Origin of the sequence: Mogibacterium kristiansenii, assembly GCF_029224645.1 — a bacterium.
GTDB classification, from domain to species: Bacteria; Bacillota; Clostridia; order Peptostreptococcales; family Anaerovoracaceae; genus Mogibacterium_A; species Mogibacterium_A kristiansenii.
The window spans coordinates 36,300-55,327 of the sequence record NZ_JAQXUZ010000010.1; the positions used below are offsets into that span (position 1 = coordinate 36,300).

Sequence of the window (19,028 nt, forward strand, 5' to 3'; positions counted from 1 at the left end):
ATCCCCCTATTTTGCAGTTTCCTCTTCTAATTTTGGTTTGTTTTCCTTTTTCTTCAGGATTTCTTCCATCAGGAAACCCTCTCGGACGCCGTATTCCACAGTAACGATTTCTTTTACCCCGAAAACATCGGCTGCCGCATTCAGCGCCGCCATTCCCGGAAGCAAAGTGTGTATCCGCTCCGGTGCGGACCGAAGAATCAGGTCCGAGAACTGGGACGGATTCTCTTTGTAGAAATCCAGCATCTTCTGTAAATACTTTCGGCCATACTTTCCGTCATGCACAGCTTCCGGATATTTCCGCTGAAGCACCTTCACAAAAGCTCGGCCGGCACCGCCTTCCACGCAGAGAGGCAGGTGGTAGCTGCGCTTCGGAAGTTGGATTTTCTCGAAATGCTTCCGCATGAGACGGTCGATTTCCTTAAGTTCTTTCGGCTCCGGAATGATTTCCTTTACGTATTTCCGATACAGGTTTAGAGATCCCCACGGGATAGAGGTGGTGAGCTGCGCTTCGTCATTTCGGAAGGCCACCACTTCGCTGCTTCCGCCGCCCACATCAATCATGACGCCTTCGTCCATGGAAATCTGTTGACGCAGCCCGGCAAAACCGTAGCTCGCTTCCTGCTGTCCGCTCAGCACTTTCACCGAGAAACCGGTTTCCTTCTCAATCTCGACCAGAACCTCTTCCGTGTTGATGATGTTCCGAAGTGGTGCCGTGGCAAACACGCCGATTTCATCCAAACTGAACTGGTCGGTAACCGTCTTCAATTCCATCAGCGATTCTACCGCCACCTGAACGCCTCTCTTGCGCATTTCATGGTCCTTATTGATGTATCCGGCCAGCCCGGCGGTAATCTTCTTGTTCAGCACCCGGCGAATGGATGTTCCGTCGTAATCGAACACCACCAGCCGAATCGTATTTGATCCAATATCTATAACTCCGTACATACTTCTCTCCTTTTATATAAAAATGATACGCCCGCAATGTAATATTCACTATCAAATAAACGTAAAGAACAGGTAAAACGAGTGCGAAACCGGCCTCGGACCCGGGAATCGGAGCCGGTGTTGGCGCCTCTAAGCTGTGACATAAGGCTTTGCCGCCTGTACGGCGCCAACTCGGCCGGCCGCCTCTCTGGCTCCGCCTCATATTGTTGGCGCCCCGAAGCGGTGACATAAGCCTTTGCCGACTGCACGGCGCCAACTCGGCCGGCCGCCTCTCGGGCTCCGCCTCATATTGTTGGCGCCCCTATACGGTGTCATAAGCCTTTGCCGACTGCACGGCGCCAACTCGGCCGGCCGCTTCACGGGCTCCGCCTCATATTGTTGGCGCCCCTAAACGGTGACATAAGCCTTTGCCGACTGCATGGCGCCAACTCGGCCGGCCGCCTCTCTGGCTCCGCCTCATATTGTTGGTGCCCCGAAACGGTGACATAAGGCTTTGCCGCCTGCATGGCGCCAACTCGGCCGGCCGCCTCTCTGGCTCCGCTCAAATTGTTGGCGCCCCTAAACGGTGATATAAGACTTTGCCGAATGCACGGCGCCAACTCCAATCATTGCTTTCTGTATTCTGCTCTAATATACATTCTGCATCATAAAAATTGACGACAGATCCTCGATTTCCAATAGTCTGTCGTCAATCTAATGTTTTCTTATATTTTTTACTCTAATCCGTTTTCACGCCAATATCAAAATCACTTCATTTCACACGAATTTCCTGCTTTCAAGACCTCATTCCACCTTCTCCCCTTAGCATTCCACTCTAATCTACCCGACGGCCGCGAGGAAATTGACGACGGAACCTCGGGGGAGAGCGTTCCGTCGTCAATTTCTTCCGATTTCCCGAAAACCGACCATATTAGAGAGGCCTTCACGAATATTCGTGGACACCCAAGAGAGAAGGGCGCCGGATGAATTCCTCATCCTGCGCCCTTTTCGTTTCTTTTCATTTCTTTTCATTTTTTACCGGCCTCTACTCCGGCAAAATACTTACTTCATCTTCGGATTCTCTCTATCCAAGAATCTTGTCCAATTCTCTTCTCTGAGTCAAACCCACTTCTTTGTAAGTCACTTCTCCGCCCTTTACAATCATCAGGGTCGGGATGCTCATTACACCGTACTCGATTGCCAGGTCCCGCTGTTCATCGATGTTGAGCTTGCACACCTTTACATCGTCACGATCATTGGCCAGCTCCTCCAGAACCGGTCCCTGCATCTTGCACGGTCCGCACCAGTCAGCATAGAAATCAACCAAAACTGTTTTATCTGACTGAAGCACCTCCTGTGCGAAATTTTCCTTTGTAAGATTCAAAATAGCCATATCACTAACCTCCTTGTGGTCCCTAGTATCGAAATTATACCTTAATTCCGGACAAAGTTCAAGGTGTCTACCCATATATTTAAAGAGACAACAAATTCAAACGGGGATGCATATGAAAAAACCCATTAGACGCGTCATGCACATCTAATGGGTTCTGTTTCTTAATCCCGAAAAATCGGAGGGCGTGACTTCAGACCTTATGCCTGCGGAGCTTCCGCTGCTTCCTTTGCAGCTTTTGCAGCAGCAACCTTTGCTGCCTTCTCCGCTGCTTCCTTTTCGTTCATTTTGATTGCTACTTTTGCATGCTTCAGGCTGAAGCTGTTGATTGCGCCGGTCGGGCACACTCTCATGCACATACCGCAGTTCTTGCACTTCTCCGGATCGATGCTTGCCAGATTGTCCTCAACGGTGATGGCATCAAACTTGCAGACCTTTGCACACTTACCGCATCCGATACATCCGTTGGAGCAGTTCTTTCTGGTGAGAGCACCCTTGTCCTTGGAGGAGCAGAGTACGTTTACCTGCTGTTTTTCCGGTACCAGATGGATGATGTGCTGCGGGCATTCCTTTACGCACTTGCCGCAGGCAACGCAGTTGTCTCTGTTCACAATGGCAACTCCGTCGATTACGCCGATTGCGTTGAAATCACATACTGCCGCACAGTCTCCCAGTCCGATACAACCGAACTGGCACTGTCCGTTTCCGCTGAAATAGGTCTTTGCAGCCTTACAGGACATCAGGCCCTGATATTCTGCAATCTTTCCGGTTGCGTCGCAGGAACCGTTACAAGTTACTCTTGCTACCTGCTTCTCGCCGGCACCGGCATTTCTGCCCAGCAGTTCTGCAATCTGCTCTGCACATGCAGCTCCGCCAACGGTACATGCAGAACAGCTCTGATTTTCGTCTGTAACTACTGCATTTGCATAGTCATCACAACCTGCAAATCCGCATCCACCGCAGTTTGCACCCGGCAGAATCGCTCTTACCTGTGTGACACGCTCATCTACTTTTACGTAGAATGCTTTGGATGCAATGGTCAGAAGAAGTGCTGCGATGAAACCGGCAACTACAACAATAACGACTGGTGTTAAAATTGCACTACTCATTCTGCCGCCCCCTTACTGGAATAATCCCGAGAAGCCCATGAAGGACAGGGACAGGATGGTTGCACTTACGAGAACCATCGGCACACCCTTGAAAGCAGCCGGTACGCCGCTCTCATCCCAGAGCTTTTCTTCACGTACACCTGCGAACAGAACCATGGCTAATCCGTAACCAACGCCTGCACCCAGTGCGTATACGATAGACTGAATAAACGTATAATCATAGTTGATTGCATTGATGGTCGCACCCAGGATCGCACAGTTGGTGGTGATCAGAGGAAGGAAGATACCCAGCGCCTTCTGAAGTGCCGGCATGAACTTCTTCATGAACATCTCTACGAACTGTACCAGAGCTGCGATGACCAGAATGAATACAACTGTCTGCAGATATCCGATATCGAACTTGTTCAGTACCTGCTGAATCGGCCATGTAACCAGTTCAGCAAGAACCATTACGAAGATAACGGCGCCACTCATACCTACAGCGGAATCCATCTTGTTGGATACACCCAGGAACGAGCAGATACCCAGGAACTGAGACAACAGGAAGTTGTTGACCAGTACGATCGACATAAAGATAATAATCAGATTAACCATTATGCTTCAGCTCCTTTCTGGACAGGTGCCGCTGCTGCGACTTCGTCCTTTACTTCTGCCAAGTTGCAGGAATTGTACATCGGGCATCCGCCACAGCTGAAGGACTGTTTCTTCAGTGCTTTGCCCTTTGTAGCCAGGTTCAGCATTGCAATCAGGAATCCGTATACGAAGAATCCGCCCGGAGCCAGATTGAAGAATCCGATTGGTGTGAACCAGGAACCGAATACGGTGTAGCCCAGGAGAGTTCCGGCACCCAGAAGTTCTCTGATGGCACCCATCAGGCCCAGTGTCAGAGTGAATCCAAGACCCATTCCAACACCGTCCAGTGCGGAATCGATGATGTTGTTCTTGTTTGCGAATGCTTCCGCTCTTCCCAGGATGATACAGTTAACTACGATCAGCGGCAGGAACAGTCCCAGAGACTGATACAGGGACGGTACATATGCCTGAAGTACGAACTGTACCAATGTTACGAATCCGGCAATAACTACGATGTAGCAAGGGATTCTTACCTTATCCGGAATAATCTTCCGAAGAAGGGAAATTACGATGTTCGAGCAGATCAGTACTGCTGTTGCGGAGAGACCCATTCCCAGACCATTGGACAGGGAAGAAGATGTTGCCAGCGTCGGGCAGGTACCGATCAGAAGTACCAGTACCGGGTTCTCCTTAATAATTCCATTTGTCAATATGGAAAGTTTGCTCTTTTTTGCCATTACTGAACACCTCCCATACTCTTATACTGTTCCAGAGCTGCGTATACAGCCTTGTGGATTGCACCGGAAGATACGGACGCACCGGTTACGTATTTTACCGTGTTGTCGCTCTTGATGTTCTCATTTCCAAGTGCTTTCAGGCTCTTATACTGACCCAGGTGCTCCGGCGTCTGTGCCTTTGTACCTACACCGGCGGTATCGGAGTGGTTGGTAACCTTCACGTTGGTGATGGCACCGTCTTTGTCGATACCGATCATTGCGGTCAGCATGCCGCCGTAGGAGTTGGACATAGCGGTTACCACCATGCCGGATCCGTTGGTTGCATCAAATACTTCTGTTACATATACCTTCTTTGCTTCCAGAACGTACATGTCGCCGTTATACTGCTTGAATTCACCCTTTGCTGCCGGCAGAAGTTCATTTCTGGCTTCGTTTGCCGCCTTCAGAGTGTTTTCATCGATAACCGGCTTGGTTACACCATATGTAAATGCAAGTGCCAGTGTAACCACAAAGCAGATGCATACCAGTACGAGGATCGGTTTAACGAATTCCTGGAATGTGTTTGTCTTATTTTCCACTGTTCGCACCTCCTGCACAATAACGCTTGAAGCTCCATCTGTTGATCAGCGGTGTGCAGATGTTCATCAGCAGGATGGAGAAGGATACGCCTTCCGGATAGCTTCCGAAAAGACGGATTGCCATTGTGATGATTCCGCAGCCGATACCAAACATAATCTGTCCGGATGGGAGCTTTGGAGTTGTAACATAGTCCGTTGCCATGAAGATTGCACCCAGCATAACACCACCGGCCAGAATATGGAATACAGCCATGTGGAAGGACTTGGTGTAAATCAGAGCAATGACGAATACAGTTCCGATGAATGCACACGGAATGATTGGAGAAATGACTTTCTTCCAAATCAGATATGCACCGCCGATGAGCAGTGCCAGTGCACTCACTTCACCAACAGAACCGCCGATGAAGCCCAGGAACATATCCATGTTGGACGGCAGTTTTGCACCTGCGCCGCCTTCTGCCAGGATTCCAAGCGGAGTCGCACCGGTGGTCGCATCTGTTGTCTCCGCCATTCTTGGCAGCGGCCATGTGGACATGTTTGCCGCGAAGGAGATGAACAGGAAAATTCTTGCTGTAATTGCCGGGTTTACGAAGTTCTTTCCGATTCCGCCGTAGAGCTGTTTAACAACTACAATGGCAACGAAGCAACCGATTACAGCCATCCACAGCGGGAAGTTTGCCGGTACGTTGTACGCGATCAGAAGACCGGTAACAGCCGCACTCAGGTCGCCTACCGTCTGTGGCTTCTTTGCAAGATAATTGTAGAGCCATTCAAAACCGACACTGGCGATGATGCATACTGCGCAGAGCAGGATTACTCTTGCTCCGAACACATATACTCCCGCAACAAAGGCCGGTGCCAGTGCAAGCAGAACGGATCCCATCAGTTTCGTCGTATCCGCATCCGTAACGATATGCGGCGCATTGGACACGATCAGGTTAGAGTGAAATTTCTGTTTTTCCATTACTTACTTGTCGCCTCCTTTACCATACCCTTTGCCAGTGTATTCACGAAGCTGAGAGGTCTTCTTGCCGGGCAGATGTAGGAGCAGCTTCCGCAGCCCATGCACTGCATAACGTTGAACTTCTGAAGTCTCTCCACGTCTTTTCTATTATATGCCTCCGCAAAAATAACCGGCATCAGCTTGAACGGACATGCGCTGATACAACGTCCGCAGTTGATGCAGCCGGTCTCAACCTTTACTTCTGCAGCTTCCTTACCGAATGCCAGCAGGGATCCGGTATTCTTCATGGTAACGTTCTCGTCCGAGTTGGTCGCACGACCCATCATCGGTCCGCCCATTACGATCTTCTTCGGCTCTTTCTTGTATCCGCCGCAGAATTCCATTACATCCGCAATCTGAGTACCGATTGGAACGAATACGTTCTTCGGCTCTGCTACCGCATCCCCGTCTACGGTAATTCTTCTGCGAACGATTGGCATTCCGGTCTTGAAGAACTCGGCAATGATTGCGACGGTGGATACGTTGTCCAGAATTACGCCCAGCTGTGCCGGGAGAACTCCTGCATCCATCACCTTACCGGTCGCTTCATACACCAGAACACGCTCAGCACCCTTCGGATATCTGGACTGAAGCGCAAGCACCTCAATGTCATCAAATCCGTTCTGCTGAATCAGATTGTTCATGTTTTCAATCGCTTCCGGCTTGTTCTCTTCGATTCCGATAATACCCTTCTTCAAATTCAGGTATTTCATGATCAGTTTCATTCCGTCCAGAACATCCTGACCCTGTTCAAGCATCATACGATTATCCCCGGTGATGTACGGTTCACATTCTGCTGCGTTTACAACCAGAACGTCACACTCATCCAGGTTCTTCGGATTCAGTTTGATATGTGTTGGGAACGAAGCCCCTCCGAGACCAACGACGCCGCTGTCTCTTACTGCTTTAACGAATTCTGCATGATTCGTAACGTGCGGAATCTGAACTTCCTCGCTCACTTCCTGTTTCTTGTCTGTCTCGATTACAATCAGGGTTTCCATTCCGCCCATGCCTCCACGGGACTGAACGATATCCGTAACCGTTCCGGAAACACTGGAGTGTACCGGTGCGCTGACAAAAGCATCGGTGTCACCGATTCTCTGTCCGACTTTTACGTGGTCACCCTTTGCAACGAGAGGTTTACAAGGAGCACCGATGCTCTGCGACATGCAGATTTTTACAACATCCGGAACCGGCATAACCACGGTCTCGAGATTCGAGGTATTCTTGTGGTGCGGTACCAGAATGCTAGGTAAGTGTTTACCTTGGCTCATCCTTAAGCAACCTTCCTTTCCTACAAAATGTAATAACAATATTCACTGAACTATTATACACTACTCTTTCACAAAAATCACTTGAAATTTCACGGAAAAATCACTTTTGTATGTTTAGTTTCTGTCACACTTTTCAAGATTTTTCTTCATTTTTCTCCCCCAAAAGCAGCTTTTCGCCCGCTTACACTTCCGGTGCGACGCACACATATCCGGTTTCATCTACGCCGATTACCGTTTCGTTCCGGCGAACCCGCTCCTGCAGGTATTGAACCGCTTCTTTTGTCAGAATTTCACCGGGGCAGGCCAGAGGAATCCCCGGCGGATACGGAATCAGGGAATCGTACAGACGGCGGCCGGCCGCCTCCGCCAGCGGAATTCGTTCTTTTATTGACGGAATCGGGCCTTGCTCCAGATTAAATGCAAGAACGTCTTCGCTGCGCCCCGTCTCGTTTTCCGTAATCCCGTACTTGCCGCTGATATACTGCAAGGCCTCCAGCAGTTTTTCGTAATCCCGGCGCTCGTTTCCCAGACCGGTCATCAGCATGGCGTAATCCCCGTGGACCATTTCCACCCAGATGTTCTGCTCCTGCAGCTCCGCCGCCAGCCGCTCGCCGCCGAAACCGTAGGGCTTCATGTTCAGGTTGATTTTGCTCCGGTCCAGCTCCCGGTTCTCGATAACCGAAAGGCCGGTAACGGACCGGTAATTCTCATAGAAATACTGCAGGTCGGACTGCCACGCCTGAAAAAGTTCCCGACCGCAGCGCAGGATTTTCTCGTTCACATCCAAGCTCCCCATCAGAATGTAGGAAGGGCTGGTGGTCTGGAGCATCCGCACCGTCTCCGAAATTCGGGAAACGTCCACCCGGTCACTGCACACGTTGAGGATGGCGGTCCCCGTAAAAGACATCAGGGTTTTGTGCGTGCTGTTCACCACCAGATCCGCCCGCAGGTTTTCTGCCGCCCGCTTTTTTCGAGCGCCTTCGTCAAAGAATTTCAAATGGGCACCGTGGGCCTGATCCACGATCAGCACCTTTCCCGCCGCGTGAGCTTCCAGAGCGATATCTTCAATTTCCGAAAGCACCCCGTAATAATTGGGGCTGGTCACCAGCACCGCCGATGCATCCGGATGTTCTCGCAGCGCCGCCGCCACATCCCGCGGGGAAATCGCCCCCTGCAGCCCGGTCTTCTCATCCGTCAAGGGTTTTACGTACACCGGCTCAATGCCCCCCAGGCGAAGGGCCGAAAACACCGATTTGTGGGAATTTCGTCCCATAATCAGCTTGCCGCCCCGAGGCACCGTCGCCAAAACAGATGCAATCAATCCGGTACTGCTCCCGTTCACCAGAAGCTCCGTATGTCGCACGCCGTACAGCGCCGCATAATTCTCCATCACCCGGCGAATCACCGACTCCGGCCGGGTCAGCGCATCCGCCCCCGGAATCTCCGTAATGTCGCTGCCCATGATGTTCTTCAGAAAATCGCCGTACCCAAGCTCCTTGTACAGCCGGCTTCGCCCCTTGTGCCCCGGCATATGGAAGGATATGGGATCTTGGCGCTTGTGTTCCACCAGAAAATCCGTCACCGTTCTTCTATTCATTTTCCGTCCCTCGTTCTTTCGTTTTCCTAAAAATAAAATCAAAAGGCCCCGGACCTCCGACCAGTCGGAATATCCGGGGTGACTTCAGTTGTTTTTATCGAATTACGTCGGTTCCCACGTACGGGCGCAGTACCTCCGGCACGATGACCGAGCCGTCTTCCTGCTGGTAATTCTCCAGGACGGCCGCAACGGTTCTGCCCACTGCCAGTCCGGAGCCGTTCAACGTATGGACGAATTCCGGCTTGGTATCCCGGTCCCTCTTGAACCGGATATCCGCTCTCCGCGCCTGATAATCCTCGAAGTTGCTGCAGCTGGAAATCTCAACATATCTTCCGTAGCTTGGCATCCACACTTCGATATCGTAAGTCATCGCAGAGGAGAATCCCAGATCTCCGGCAGACAGGCGTACCACGTGGTACGGAATCTTCAGCTGCTTCAGCACTTCTTCCGCATCCAGGGTCAGCTTCTCCAGCTCATCGTAGGAAGTCTCCGGCGCAACCAGCTTCACCATTTCCACCTTGTTGAACTGGTGCTGACGAATCAGGCCGCGGGTATCTCTTCCGGCGGAACCCGCTTCTTTACGGAAGCATGGGGTATACGCCGTGTAGTATACCGGCAGTTCGTCGCCGCTGAGAATTTCGCCGGCTCTCAGATTGGTTACCGGAACCTCGGCGGTCGGAATCAGGTATTCATCCACACCTTCCAGGTGATACATATCGTCCACGAACTTTGGCAGCTGACCGGTTCCGGTCATTGCCGCAGCATTTACCATGAACGGCGGGAGGATTTCGGTGTATCCCTGTTCCTCGGTATGCAGGTTCAGCATGAAGTTAATCAATGCTCGCTCCAGCCGAGCGCCCAGGCCCTTGTAGACCGTGAATCTGGCACCGGAAAGCTTCGACGCCCGGTCGAAGTCCAGGATGTCCAGGTTCTCACCAATATCCCAGTGTGCTTTTGGTTCGAAGGAAAACTCGGTTGGTTCACCCCACTTCCGAATCTCCACGTTGTCGGAATCGTCGATACCGTCCGGAACTTCCTTATTCGGTGTGTTCGGCACGCCCAGAAGGGCATTGTGAAGGTTTTCCTCCGCCTCGCTGACCTTACCGTCCAGTTCTTTGATGCGCTGGCTAAGCTCCTTCAGTTCCTTGAAGAGGGCGGTGGTATCTTCTCCGGCCTTCTTCAGCTTCGGAACCTCTCGGGAAGCGGTATTCTGTCTGTTTTTCAACTGCTCCACTTCCGCCAGCAATTCTCTTCTCTCGGTGTCGTACTTCCGTACGTCTTCCATGCCGAAATCGCCTTTGCCGCGTCTTTCTACATCTTTTTTCACTTCATCGAAGTTCTGTCTGATTCGTTTAACGTCTAGCATTTTTTATCCTTCTTCTTTCTGATACAGAATTAATTATTTGTGATTAGAATAGATTCTTCTGGTAATCATTATACAGGTCGCGGAGCTCTTCCGTCAAATGCTGAATTTCCAATTCCAGGTCGGAAGCCAGCTGGAAGTTCTCTTCGTCCAGTGCCAGCTTTGCCTGGGACAGGATGGATTTCTTTCCGATATAATCCTTTCCCAGACGGTGTCTCAGGTCGTTGACCTGTCTCCAGTTCATGATATCGTAATCCGTTGCACTGTTCTCGGTGTGTGCCTTCACGCACTGGCGAACGAAATTCATGGTGTTCGGAATCAACCGATCGTGGAATTCCGTGCTCCACTTCAAGGTCATCTGATCCCGGTAAGAACGGATGATCAGGGCGATGGTGTCGTCTCCTCCGGTAATCTTTACCAGTTCGTCTCGTTGCTCATCAAAGGCTCTGAAGTTCTCCCATACCGTTGCCGGTGCCTTGCCGAAAAGCTGTTCCCTCTCTTCTTCCGTATAATACGTGAATACGTTTTCTTCGGAACGATACTGACGATCCTTTTCCAGATAGATGTCCTCTTCCCCCGCCTTTTTGGAGATGGCCTTCTCCAATTCCTGCGGTGTTCGCTTGTTCTCCAGCACCGAGCGAATTCCATCCAGCATCAGCATGTAAGCGGAACCGATAATCAGATAGGTGTTGGAATGCGGGTTCGGCGAACGCAGTTCGAAACGGGTGGCCATCGGATTTTTCATATCCCGAACCACGCCGATCAATACGGTTCTGTTCCGGGATGGGGTTACGCAGTCTCTTCCCAGGGATGTAACCACGCATACCGGCGCTTCGTATCCCGGCTTTAGTCTCTGGAAGGCATCGTGAGTCTGTGCCACGAACGGATTGAGAATTTCATAGTTCCGCAGAATTCCCATCAGGGAACCGTATCCGATCGGACTCATGAAATCCTTTTCCCGGTCGATCGGTTCAAACAGGTTGATCATCTTGCCGTTCTTCAGCTTTGCCATCACGCCCAGATGGGTGTGTTCCCCGTTTCCGGCAACGCCCTGCATCGGTTTTGCCAGGAAGGTAACCTCCAGGTTGTTGGCCCGGAATACATCTCGGATGATATGTTTAATCTGGCTTTCATTGTCCGCTGCCTGGAGTGGGTTGGAGTACTTCCAGTCGATTTCCAGCTGTTCCATGATATGGTCGAAATCGCCGCTGTTGCCCATCTTGGCACGGACGCCGCCCACTTCTTTATGTCCCATTTCCACTTCGAATCCGTAGCGGTTCAGAATTTCCAGGGTCTGTTCCATCGCCGTTCCCACCGGTCCGATGGTGCGCTTCCAATACTGCTCTTTCAGTTCCTGAGAGGTGTACAGCTGATCCCGGTCCGCCCGGTCATCCGGCGTCTTTACCCAGAATTCCAGTTCGGTGGCGCTGGTGAGCACCACATCTTCAATATCTTCCGGAGAATCCAATCCGCCGATGTAGTCCGTTACATACGGATTGTTCTGAATCAGTTCCATTAGTCCCCGACGGAACTTCTTCGTCAATCTTCTCGCATAGATTCGGGAACCTACCATCCGTTCGTTGTTGTGTCTCAGGAAGGATGGAATTCTCAGTGTTCCCACCGGAAGTCCGGTTTTGTAATCGATGTTCATGAAGTTGTACTCCACGTACCAGTTCACTTCCTTGTCCGGAAGGATGTCCACTCTGGCATTGGACAGTTCGGCAATCAGCGGAAGCGCTACGCTGGATCCATCGGTCTGAACGCCGTCCCACAGAATTTTTGCCATGTCCTCTACAAATGCCTTCATCGGAATCTTTTCGTCGGTGTTGTGGTTTCCCAGATCCACGCCCGTCAGAGACACGAACTTTACTTCCGGATGGGCCTCCAGTATGGCCGCAATCTCCTTCTCATCGTGTTTCTCTACCGGGATGGTAAAAAGCATTTTGTCCAAATCAAAATCTATCATTTTTCTCTCCTCTCAACCCTTCTTTAACATATAGCGTAATATTATTAATTCCGGTCTTCCAACTGGTTCAGATACTTCTCCAGCTCGTCCAGATAATCACCGTACTTCTTCCAGTTTCCGCTTTTCTGGGCGTTCACTGCGTTCTCGTAGGCTTCGTTGGCTTTCTGAATTAACTCCTTGGTGTTGGACTTTTCGGAATTGTTTTTACCGGAAGACGCGGATGCACTCTGGGATTGTCCGCCGTTCTCGTCCTCTCCGAAGAGATCCGCCAACGCATCTTCTAAGGTGGACTCGTACGCGATTTTGTCGCCGTAGGCTACGATTACCCGCTTCATTTCCGGAATCGCCTGGTTGGACGCTTCCAGATACACCGGTTCCACGTACATGATGGAGTTGTTGATTGGAATGACGAACAGGTCGCCTCTCCGGTATTTGGAACCGGAGGAATTCCACAGGGAGAATTCCTTGGAAATCTCCGTATTCTGGTCAATCTGGGCCTCGATCTGCATCGGCCCGTACACCGTCTTGTTCTTCGGGAACTTATATACCAGCAGCTGGCCGTACCGATTTCCGTCGTTCCGTGCCATCATGATGGCCGTCATGTTCTGTTTGGACTTCGGTGTGAACGGAATCATGTTGATGAATTCCGCCTTTTTTTCGTCCGGAAGTTCAAAGATGAAGTAGCTCGGATCCATTTCCTTCTCTTCTGTGCCGTAGATCTGGTGTGCGATATCCCACAGGTCTTCATCCTGATAGAATACCTTCACCTGATCCATGTGGTATTTCGTGTACACACCGGCCTGAATCTTCAGCAGCGAATTCGGATAGCGGATATGCTTCCGGATGCCTTCCGGCATCTCCTTTACATCCTTGAACAGAGTCGGATAGATTTTCTGATACGTGCGCGCCACCGGATCGTCTTGATCCACCACGTAGAAGGTGGTATCTCCGTTATAGGCATCTACCACAACCTTTACGGAATTCCGAATGTAGTTGGTGGAACCCACCTCGCCGGAATACGGTTCGGAATAAGGGTAATAGGAGCTGGTGGTGTACGCATCCACAATCCAGTACAGCTTGCCGTTCACCACCGTCATATACGGATCCTTCTCGTAGGAAAGATACGGCATCAATTTTTCCACCCGATCCTTGATGTTCCGGTTGATGATAATCCGGGAGTCGGAGTTCACATTGGAGGACACCAGCAGTTTCATGCTGCCCTCCCGTACGGAGAACAGAATCCGATTCAACAGGTTCAGCTTGATTCCCGCTTTCCCCTTGTACGTGCTGTAGCTGTTCTCGTTTCCGTTCGGATAATCGAATTCCTGCTCATCGGTATTCACGATTACGTAATCGTTGGTTAATTCGCCGAAATAGATTTCCGGACGGGTAATATCGGTATCCTTCGCCTCCGATTCCGGCGGAATATTCTTTACAATAATATCCGGCTGACCGTTGGCCGTAACCGCATCCACTCGGGACACCGCCGCACCGTAACCGTGGGTATACTTCAGATGGCGGTTAATCCAAGTGGAACTGATTTTGCTTTCGTTGATTTCCCGGGCTGCCAGATACGTCTGGGTCTGTTCCCCGTCGATGTTGTACCGGTCGATATCCACATCGTTGAAATCGTAGTACTGCCGGATGCTCTGAGTCTGATTGTAGAAATCCTGCACCGGCTCATAATCGTTGATTCGAATATTGGTGATGGTCTGAGAGTTATTCCGAATCGCCTGCCGATTCAGATTCTGCTCTGCCGGAAATTCCTCCACCTTGATGTTGTCCAACCCATAGGCGTGACGGGTATAAGAAATATTCCGTTCCAGATATTTGCTTTCTTTATTGATTTCGTCCGGGCTCACCAGCAGATTCTGCACCGCAAAACTCACCACACCGCCCAGCAGGCCCACCACAACGATTGCAATCGGAATCCGCACCAGCTTCTTCGGCTCCTTCCGGTGCATGTGGTGACAAAGTGTTACCGCGCCGACAATCGAAAGCACCATAATCAGCCGGTACACCCACAGCTTCACATTTACATCCGTAAAACCCGCGCCGTACACCGCACCCGTGTGGACGTGCAGCAGATCGAATTGCCGCATCAGGAAATCCATCGCCACCATCAAGTAGAAAATAATTCCCAGCAGTGTCAGTTTCCCCGACGCGATGTGAAGCAGCTGGCTCATATTGCTGTTGTTCAAATCCAGCGTGCGCATGCTGCTGCGCTTACTCCGGTATTTACGGGTAAAAGGAATTGCGTTCTCTTCCGGCGTTTCCGAGCCCTCCGGTTCTTCCGGCTCCCGTTCGAACACATCCGGGGTACGCACCGTCATCAGGATTCCGTAGTACAGCAGTGTGATGATCACCATGCCCACCACGATTCCCAGCACGATGTTGTTGGCTTTAGTCAGGAATGCCAATTTAAACACGTAGAAGGAAATGTCCAGATGGAAGAGCGGGTCCTTCAGGCCGAAAGATGTGGCGTTGGCAAACTGCCGAAAATCCATCCAGGTGCTGGCGCCGGCGGAGAGTCCCACCAGGAGGCCGAATACCACCGACATCCCCCAGGAGATCTTATTGAGGCGCTTTTCATCCGGAATCTCGTGGGACTCGACTTCAATGAAATAATGCTTTTTCAAGCTCTTCAGGTAAATGCGCACTAGAAGCATGGCTGCCAGGAACACCGGCACCCCAATTTCCAGTTGGCTCAGGAACTTCGTCCAGAACACCTTTTCGAATCCCAGGCTGTCAAACCACATCCAGTTGGTGAGAAAACCGGCGCAGCCGATGAGCAGCACCAGAATCACCACGATTACCATCACGACGAAACTGAGCCCTTTCTTCGGCCGATGAATTCGGTCCATTCCCTTTGGCTTCTTATCTCTTTTCTTCATATCGCCACTCCATTGCTGCGTTGGACGCTTTAAAAAAACGAACAAGCAGCGACAGCGTCCGTCATAGGCGCGCCACCGCTGCATGTAATTCTATTAAATTTTCTCTGTCTTTGGGGCGAGTTTCTGTGAACCGCCGCAAAATGCTTTTATTACATCAATCCGTCGAAACCGCCGCCGTCTGCGAAGAAGTTGGTGTAGTTTCCAATCACCTCGTTCAGCGTCTGGGCAATGCCGCTCTCCGGAGCGAAGTTGAGGATCAGAATGATTCCCAGGAGAACCACCAGCAGAACCGCAACAACAATTGCGATAACGGTGAGCACGCTTCCGCCCTTCTCATCGTAATCTGCTTCTTCCTTCACCTTCTTGGCTTTCTTCTTTGCCTTCTTTCCGGTCTCTTGTACGGCTTCCGCCGGTGCCGACGGTGCCGCCGCGTTTACCGCAGCGCTGAGGCTCATGGAAGACGGATTCTCCTGCGGAGCCGCCTCCTGCATCTGAGACTGCATCTGCGGAGCCTGCGGTGCTTCCTGTACCGGTGCTTCCGGCTGAGTTCCCAGAATGCTGTTCATGGCATCGGTCACATCGTCGTCGATATCCTCGCCCTGCAGCTTGCTGTATTCCGCATCCAGAAGTTTCTGGAATTCCTCGTTCTTACGATACAGGGTGTAGAATTTGTCGATTTTGCGGGTAGCTTCCAAATCGTCTGCATCCGGTGCGCCGCCAAAGATGTCGTTCTCCAAATCCTCCAGGGACATGGAGTTCTGATCTTTCGCCGCTGCCGCCTGATTCAGAATATCCTCGGAAGGCAGTACCACGGTATCGCTTCCCTTGTTGTCACCGGTATCGATGGTTTCCGCATTGAAGAAGATTTCTTCTTCCTTCGGTTCTTCCGGTGTGGTATCCACACCCAGGTCAAAACCCAGCTGTGCCAGTTCTTTATCCAAATCCAGCTGTTCGTTTTCCGCAAAAGCAGAATCCGCCGCCGCATCGTTGTTCACTGCATCCTGAATGTTCAGTACCGGCGTTACGTCATCATTCTGCACCCCGGTATTCTGATCCGCGATTCCATCCATGTAGGAATCGCTGTAGCTCTCTTCTACCTGCGGCGCTTCCAGTTCCTTCGGCGCGCTCAGGTTATCCAGCTCGGCTTCCAAGTCGAAGTCCATGGCACCGTCGTTGTATTCATCCACGCCGGCGTCATCTGCCGGTGTTTCCGCTTCAACTTCCGCCGTTTCCTCGGCCAAAACCTCTGCTGCCGGTACTTCCTCCGGTGCGGTCTCTACCGGAGTTGCTTCTACTTCTACTGTCGGTTCCTTCGGTGCTTCTTCCGCCGCTTCGCCGCTCTTCTGCTTCAGCAGCATCTCCAGCTTCTTCTGAAGGGCTGCGATTTCATCATCCACCGCTTCCTTCTCGTCGGTGCTTGGTGCTGCCGGAGCCTCGGTCGCCTCAGCGGTCGCTGGGGTTTCTTTTACCGGGGTCTTCTCTTCCGCAGCGTCGTCAAGCGAGAAATCCTCATCATCGTCATCCAAATCATCCGGTTCCTCGACTCTTGCCGCGCGAGAAGCTCTTCTCTTTGGAACGTAATCCAAATATTCGTCAAATCCGGCATAGGCATCTTCCACGTCGGACTCTTCTTTTGCCGGTTCTTCCGGAGTCAGGTCGTCGCCGAACAGATCGATTCCCGCTGCGACATCCTCTTCCTCGGATTCATCGTCCAGTTCGGCCGAATTCAGCTCCACGTCATCCTCCCCGAAGAAGAAATCATCGTAGGAACCTTTTTCCGCCGGCTTCGCTGCCGCTTCCCGTTCCGGCTCCTGCTCATCTTCATCTGCCAGGTGGTTCAGCCGGATGTTGTCATATTCATCTTCCACCGACGGTGTATCCACGCTGGTAAAAGAATCTTCGTAGTCGTGGAAAACGGCGTTCCGATCTGCTTTTTCCGGGGCCTTCGGCGCTTCGTCTTCGAAGATATTGGATCCGCCGCTGAAGATGGATTCCAAATTATCCTGCTTTGGTGCGCGCTTCTTCTCGGACTTCATGCCGCTGAGAATACGGTCAAACTCCTGCTCGGAGTCCTCGACAAAGTTCTGCGGCTTTTCCGGAGCCACTTCCTGCTTCCGAGCTTCTTCTCTCTCCGCACGAATTTTTGCCAGCTGTTCCTCGAAAGTCGCCGCGCCATCCCGCTTGTCCATCTCCGCGATGATGTCGTCCTTCAGATCCGTGTATCCCTGGGTGTGCTCTCTCTGATATTCCGGAAGAACGGACTCTCTCCGTTCCGGATATGCGGTGTCTTCAAAGGAATCTGCAGGGACATTCTTTCTCAGGTTCTCGTATTCCGTCCGCTCCTGTTCATCTTTTTCCTGCTTCAGGACATCGATGAAATTCATGGTGCGGCTACGGTCTCTGGACGGTTCTTCCTTTCCGAAAAGTTCTTCTTCTAAGGAAGTCTTCTTTTCCGGCGCACGATAAGAAGAGGTGCCGGACGAAGCCGACCGATTTGGCACGCTTTCAAATTCGTCGGAATAATCTTCCCACGGAGAACGGACTTCCTTGCGCGGGCGTCTTCTGGAATTTCGGTCATCTACCACCGAGCTCCAGTCGAATGCCACTTCTGATTTTCTTTTTGGCGCGTGTGTGTCGCTGTCATCCCAATCCAGATTCATGCTAAAACCATGATCCGCTGACTTTGCCGTCTTCGTTTCGCCGGCAGCCTGTTGATTTCTATTTTTTACGGGATGCTCTGTTGCTGATTCCAGTCCGGTGGATGCCACTTTAGCTCCACAGACGCTGCAGAATTTAGCACCATCAGCAATTTTGTTGCCACAATTACTACAGAACACTATTGTACCTCCCAAATGTATTATCCGCTCTAATTAATAAGCTCTTACAAATATTCATTGAAAATTATACAACAGCATTTTGGAAAATTCAATGCTTTCTACAGGATTTGTGGTTGAAAGGCTTGATTTTATTGTGTTTGCAATATGCATGTAAAGCTTTTGCAAACTTTCCGTGCAAGATTTGAAAACTTTTTTGAAAAAAATAAAAAAAGTGCTTGACTCTGCCCCCGTTTCCGGCTATACTAAATGAGTCGCATGAAGCGACTGAAAAAACTTTTTAAAAAAAAGTGCTTGACTTCTTGAGACTTCTGAGTTATACTAAATGAGTCGCATGAAGCGGTTAAAAAATGAATATGCGCGATTAGCTCAGCTGGCAGAGCACCTGACTCTTAATCAGGGTGTCCAGGGTTCGAACCCCTGATCGCGCACCATGGACGAGCAACTGAGGTTGCTCGTTTTTTTATTGTTTTTTGGCGGCCGGCGGATGAGCTGCAGGTGCCGCCCGGACCGGCTTTCTGCTCTTCTCGGCACCGGGGTTCGCGCATGAAAACCGAATTTATTGGCTTTGCGGGCAGCCGAGCGCGAACTTTGCCGGCTGCCGGCCGAGCCTCAGGGTAAAATGTTGGCGCCCCGTAACGGAGGCACAAGGCTTTGCGGGCAAAAGAGCGCCAACATGGGCGATGCCCGGCCGATTCTCAGGGTAAAATGTTGGCGCCCCGTAACCGAGGCATAAGGATTTGCCGGCAAACGGGCGCCAACATGGGCGATGCCCGGCCGATTCTC

Annotated in this window: 13 protein-coding genes and 1 tRNA gene; 1 reads left to right on the forward strand and 13 read right to left on the reverse strand. The window is 51.2% G+C overall.

Annotated elements, in window-relative coordinates:
• Positions 1–6 precede the first annotated feature (6 nt).
• The 13 genes from PUE40_RS03140 to PUE40_RS03200 form a co-directional block, all read right to left on the reverse strand.
• A complete protein-coding gene (locus PUE40_RS03140; protein WP_277671879.1) occupies positions 7–945 on the reverse strand; it encodes a Ppx/GppA phosphatase family protein in 939 nt (312 codons plus the stop codon).
• 1,063 nt (positions 946–2,008) lie between these two features.
• Positions 2,009–2,317: a thioredoxin gene (trxA, locus tag PUE40_RS03145; protein ID WP_154554555.1), complete on the reverse strand. Its 309-nt coding sequence runs from the start codon at positions 2,315–2,317 to the stop codon at positions 2,009–2,011.
• Positions 2,318–2,514: 197 nt separating this feature from the next.
• On the reverse strand, positions 2,515–3,423 hold the full coding sequence (locus tag PUE40_RS03150) for an RnfABCDGE type electron transport complex subunit B (protein ID WP_154554556.1): 909 nt from the start codon (positions 3,421–3,423) through the stop codon (positions 2,515–2,517).
• Positions 3,424–3,435: 12 nt separating this feature from the next.
• A complete protein-coding gene (locus PUE40_RS03155) occupies positions 3,436–4,017 on the reverse strand; it encodes an electron transport complex protein RnfA (protein ID WP_154554557.1) in 582 nt (193 codons plus the stop codon).
• The gene (rsxE, locus tag PUE40_RS03160) at positions 4,017–4,733 is read right to left on the reverse strand and encodes an electron transport complex subunit RsxE (RefSeq protein WP_277671880.1); all 717 of its coding nucleotides are present in this window, start codon (positions 4,731–4,733) and stop codon (positions 4,017–4,019) included. The genes PUE40_RS03155 and rsxE overlap by 1 nt, the downstream gene beginning before the upstream one ends.
• Entirely contained in the window at positions 4,733–5,311 is a 579-nt protein-coding gene (locus PUE40_RS03165) for an RnfABCDGE type electron transport complex subunit G (RefSeq protein WP_277671881.1), read from the reverse strand. Before PUE40_RS03165 ends, rsxE begins: the two co-directional genes overlap by 1 nt.
• Positions 5,301–6,275, reverse strand: a complete 975-nt coding sequence (locus PUE40_RS03170; protein ID WP_154554560.1) for an RnfABCDGE type electron transport complex subunit D — start codon at positions 6,273–6,275, stop codon at positions 5,301–5,303. Before PUE40_RS03170 ends, PUE40_RS03165 begins: the two co-directional genes overlap by 11 nt.
• Positions 6,275–7,588, reverse strand: a complete 1,314-nt coding sequence (rsxC, locus tag PUE40_RS03175; RefSeq protein WP_154554561.1) for an electron transport complex subunit RsxC — start codon at positions 7,586–7,588, stop codon at positions 6,275–6,277. The genes PUE40_RS03170 and rsxC overlap by 1 nt, the downstream gene beginning before the upstream one ends.
• Before the next feature lie 181 nt (positions 7,589–7,769).
• Positions 7,770–9,185 carry an aminotransferase class I/II-fold pyridoxal phosphate-dependent enzyme gene (locus PUE40_RS03180; protein ID WP_154554562.1) on the reverse strand — a complete coding sequence of 472 codons (1,416 nt, stop codon included), beginning with the start codon at positions 9,183–9,185 and terminating at the stop codon, positions 7,770–7,772.
• Positions 9,186–9,279: 94 nt separating this feature from the next.
• Positions 9,280–10,551 (reverse strand): serine--tRNA ligase, encoded by a 1,272-nt coding sequence (gene serS, locus PUE40_RS03185; protein ID WP_154554563.1) that lies wholly within the window; start codon positions 10,549–10,551, stop codon positions 9,280–9,282.
• Positions 10,552–10,594: 43 nt separating this feature from the next.
• Complete coding sequence (locus PUE40_RS03190) at positions 10,595–12,514, reverse strand: glutamine synthetase (protein ID WP_277671882.1); 1,920 nt, start codon at positions 12,512–12,514, stop codon at positions 10,595–10,597.
• 44 nt (positions 12,515–12,558) lie between these two features.
• Positions 12,559–15,408, reverse strand: a complete 2,850-nt coding sequence (locus PUE40_RS03195; RefSeq protein WP_277671883.1) for a UPF0182 family membrane protein — start codon at positions 15,406–15,408, stop codon at positions 12,559–12,561.
• A gap of 149 nt (positions 15,409–15,557) precedes the next feature.
• A complete protein-coding gene (locus PUE40_RS03200) occupies positions 15,558–18,245 on the reverse strand; it encodes a zinc ribbon domain-containing protein (protein WP_277671884.1) in 2,688 nt (895 codons plus the stop codon).
• A gap of 355 nt (positions 18,246–18,600) precedes the next feature.
• Between PUE40_RS03200 and PUE40_RS03205 the strand changes: the two genes are divergently transcribed.
• A tRNA-Lys gene (locus PUE40_RS03205) sits at positions 18,601–18,676 on the forward strand.
• Positions 18,677–19,028 lie beyond the last annotated feature (352 nt).

Coding starts and splice junctions, on each gene's coding strand:
- PUE40_RS03140 (WP_277671879.1), bottom strand. CDS start 945: ATGTACGGAGTTATAGATATTGGATCAAATACGATTCGGCTGGTGGTG.
- trxA (WP_154554555.1), bottom strand. CDS start 2,317: ATGGCTATTTTGAATCTTACAAAGGAAAATTTCGCACAGGAGGTGCTT.
- PUE40_RS03150 (WP_154554556.1), bottom strand. CDS start 3,423: ATGAGTAGTGCAATTTTAACACCAGTCGTTATTGTTGTAGTTGCCGGT.
- PUE40_RS03155 (WP_154554557.1), bottom strand. CDS start 4,017: ATGGTTAATCTGATTATTATCTTTATGTCGATCGTACTGGTCAACAAC.
- rsxE (WP_277671880.1), bottom strand. CDS start 4,733: ATGGCAAAAAAGAGCAAACTTTCCATATTGACAAATGGAATTATTAAG.
- PUE40_RS03170 (WP_154554560.1), bottom strand. CDS start 6,275: ATGGAAAAACAGAAATTTCACTCTAACCTGATCGTGTCCAATGCGCCG.
- rsxC (WP_154554561.1), bottom strand. CDS start 7,588: ATGAGCCAAGGTAAACACTTACCTAGCATTCTGGTACCGCACCACAAG.
- PUE40_RS03180 (WP_154554562.1), bottom strand. CDS start 9,185: ATGAATAGAAGAACGGTGACGGATTTTCTGGTGGAACACAAGCGCCAA.
- serS (WP_154554563.1), bottom strand. CDS start 10,551: ATGCTAGACGTTAAACGAATCAGACAGAACTTCGATGAAGTGAAAAAA.
- PUE40_RS03190 (WP_277671882.1), bottom strand. CDS start 12,514: ATGATAGATTTTGATTTGGACAAAATGCTTTTTACCATCCCGGTAGAG.
- PUE40_RS03195 (WP_277671883.1), bottom strand. CDS start 15,408: ATGAAGAAAAGAGATAAGAAGCCAAAGGGAATGGACCGAATTCATCGG.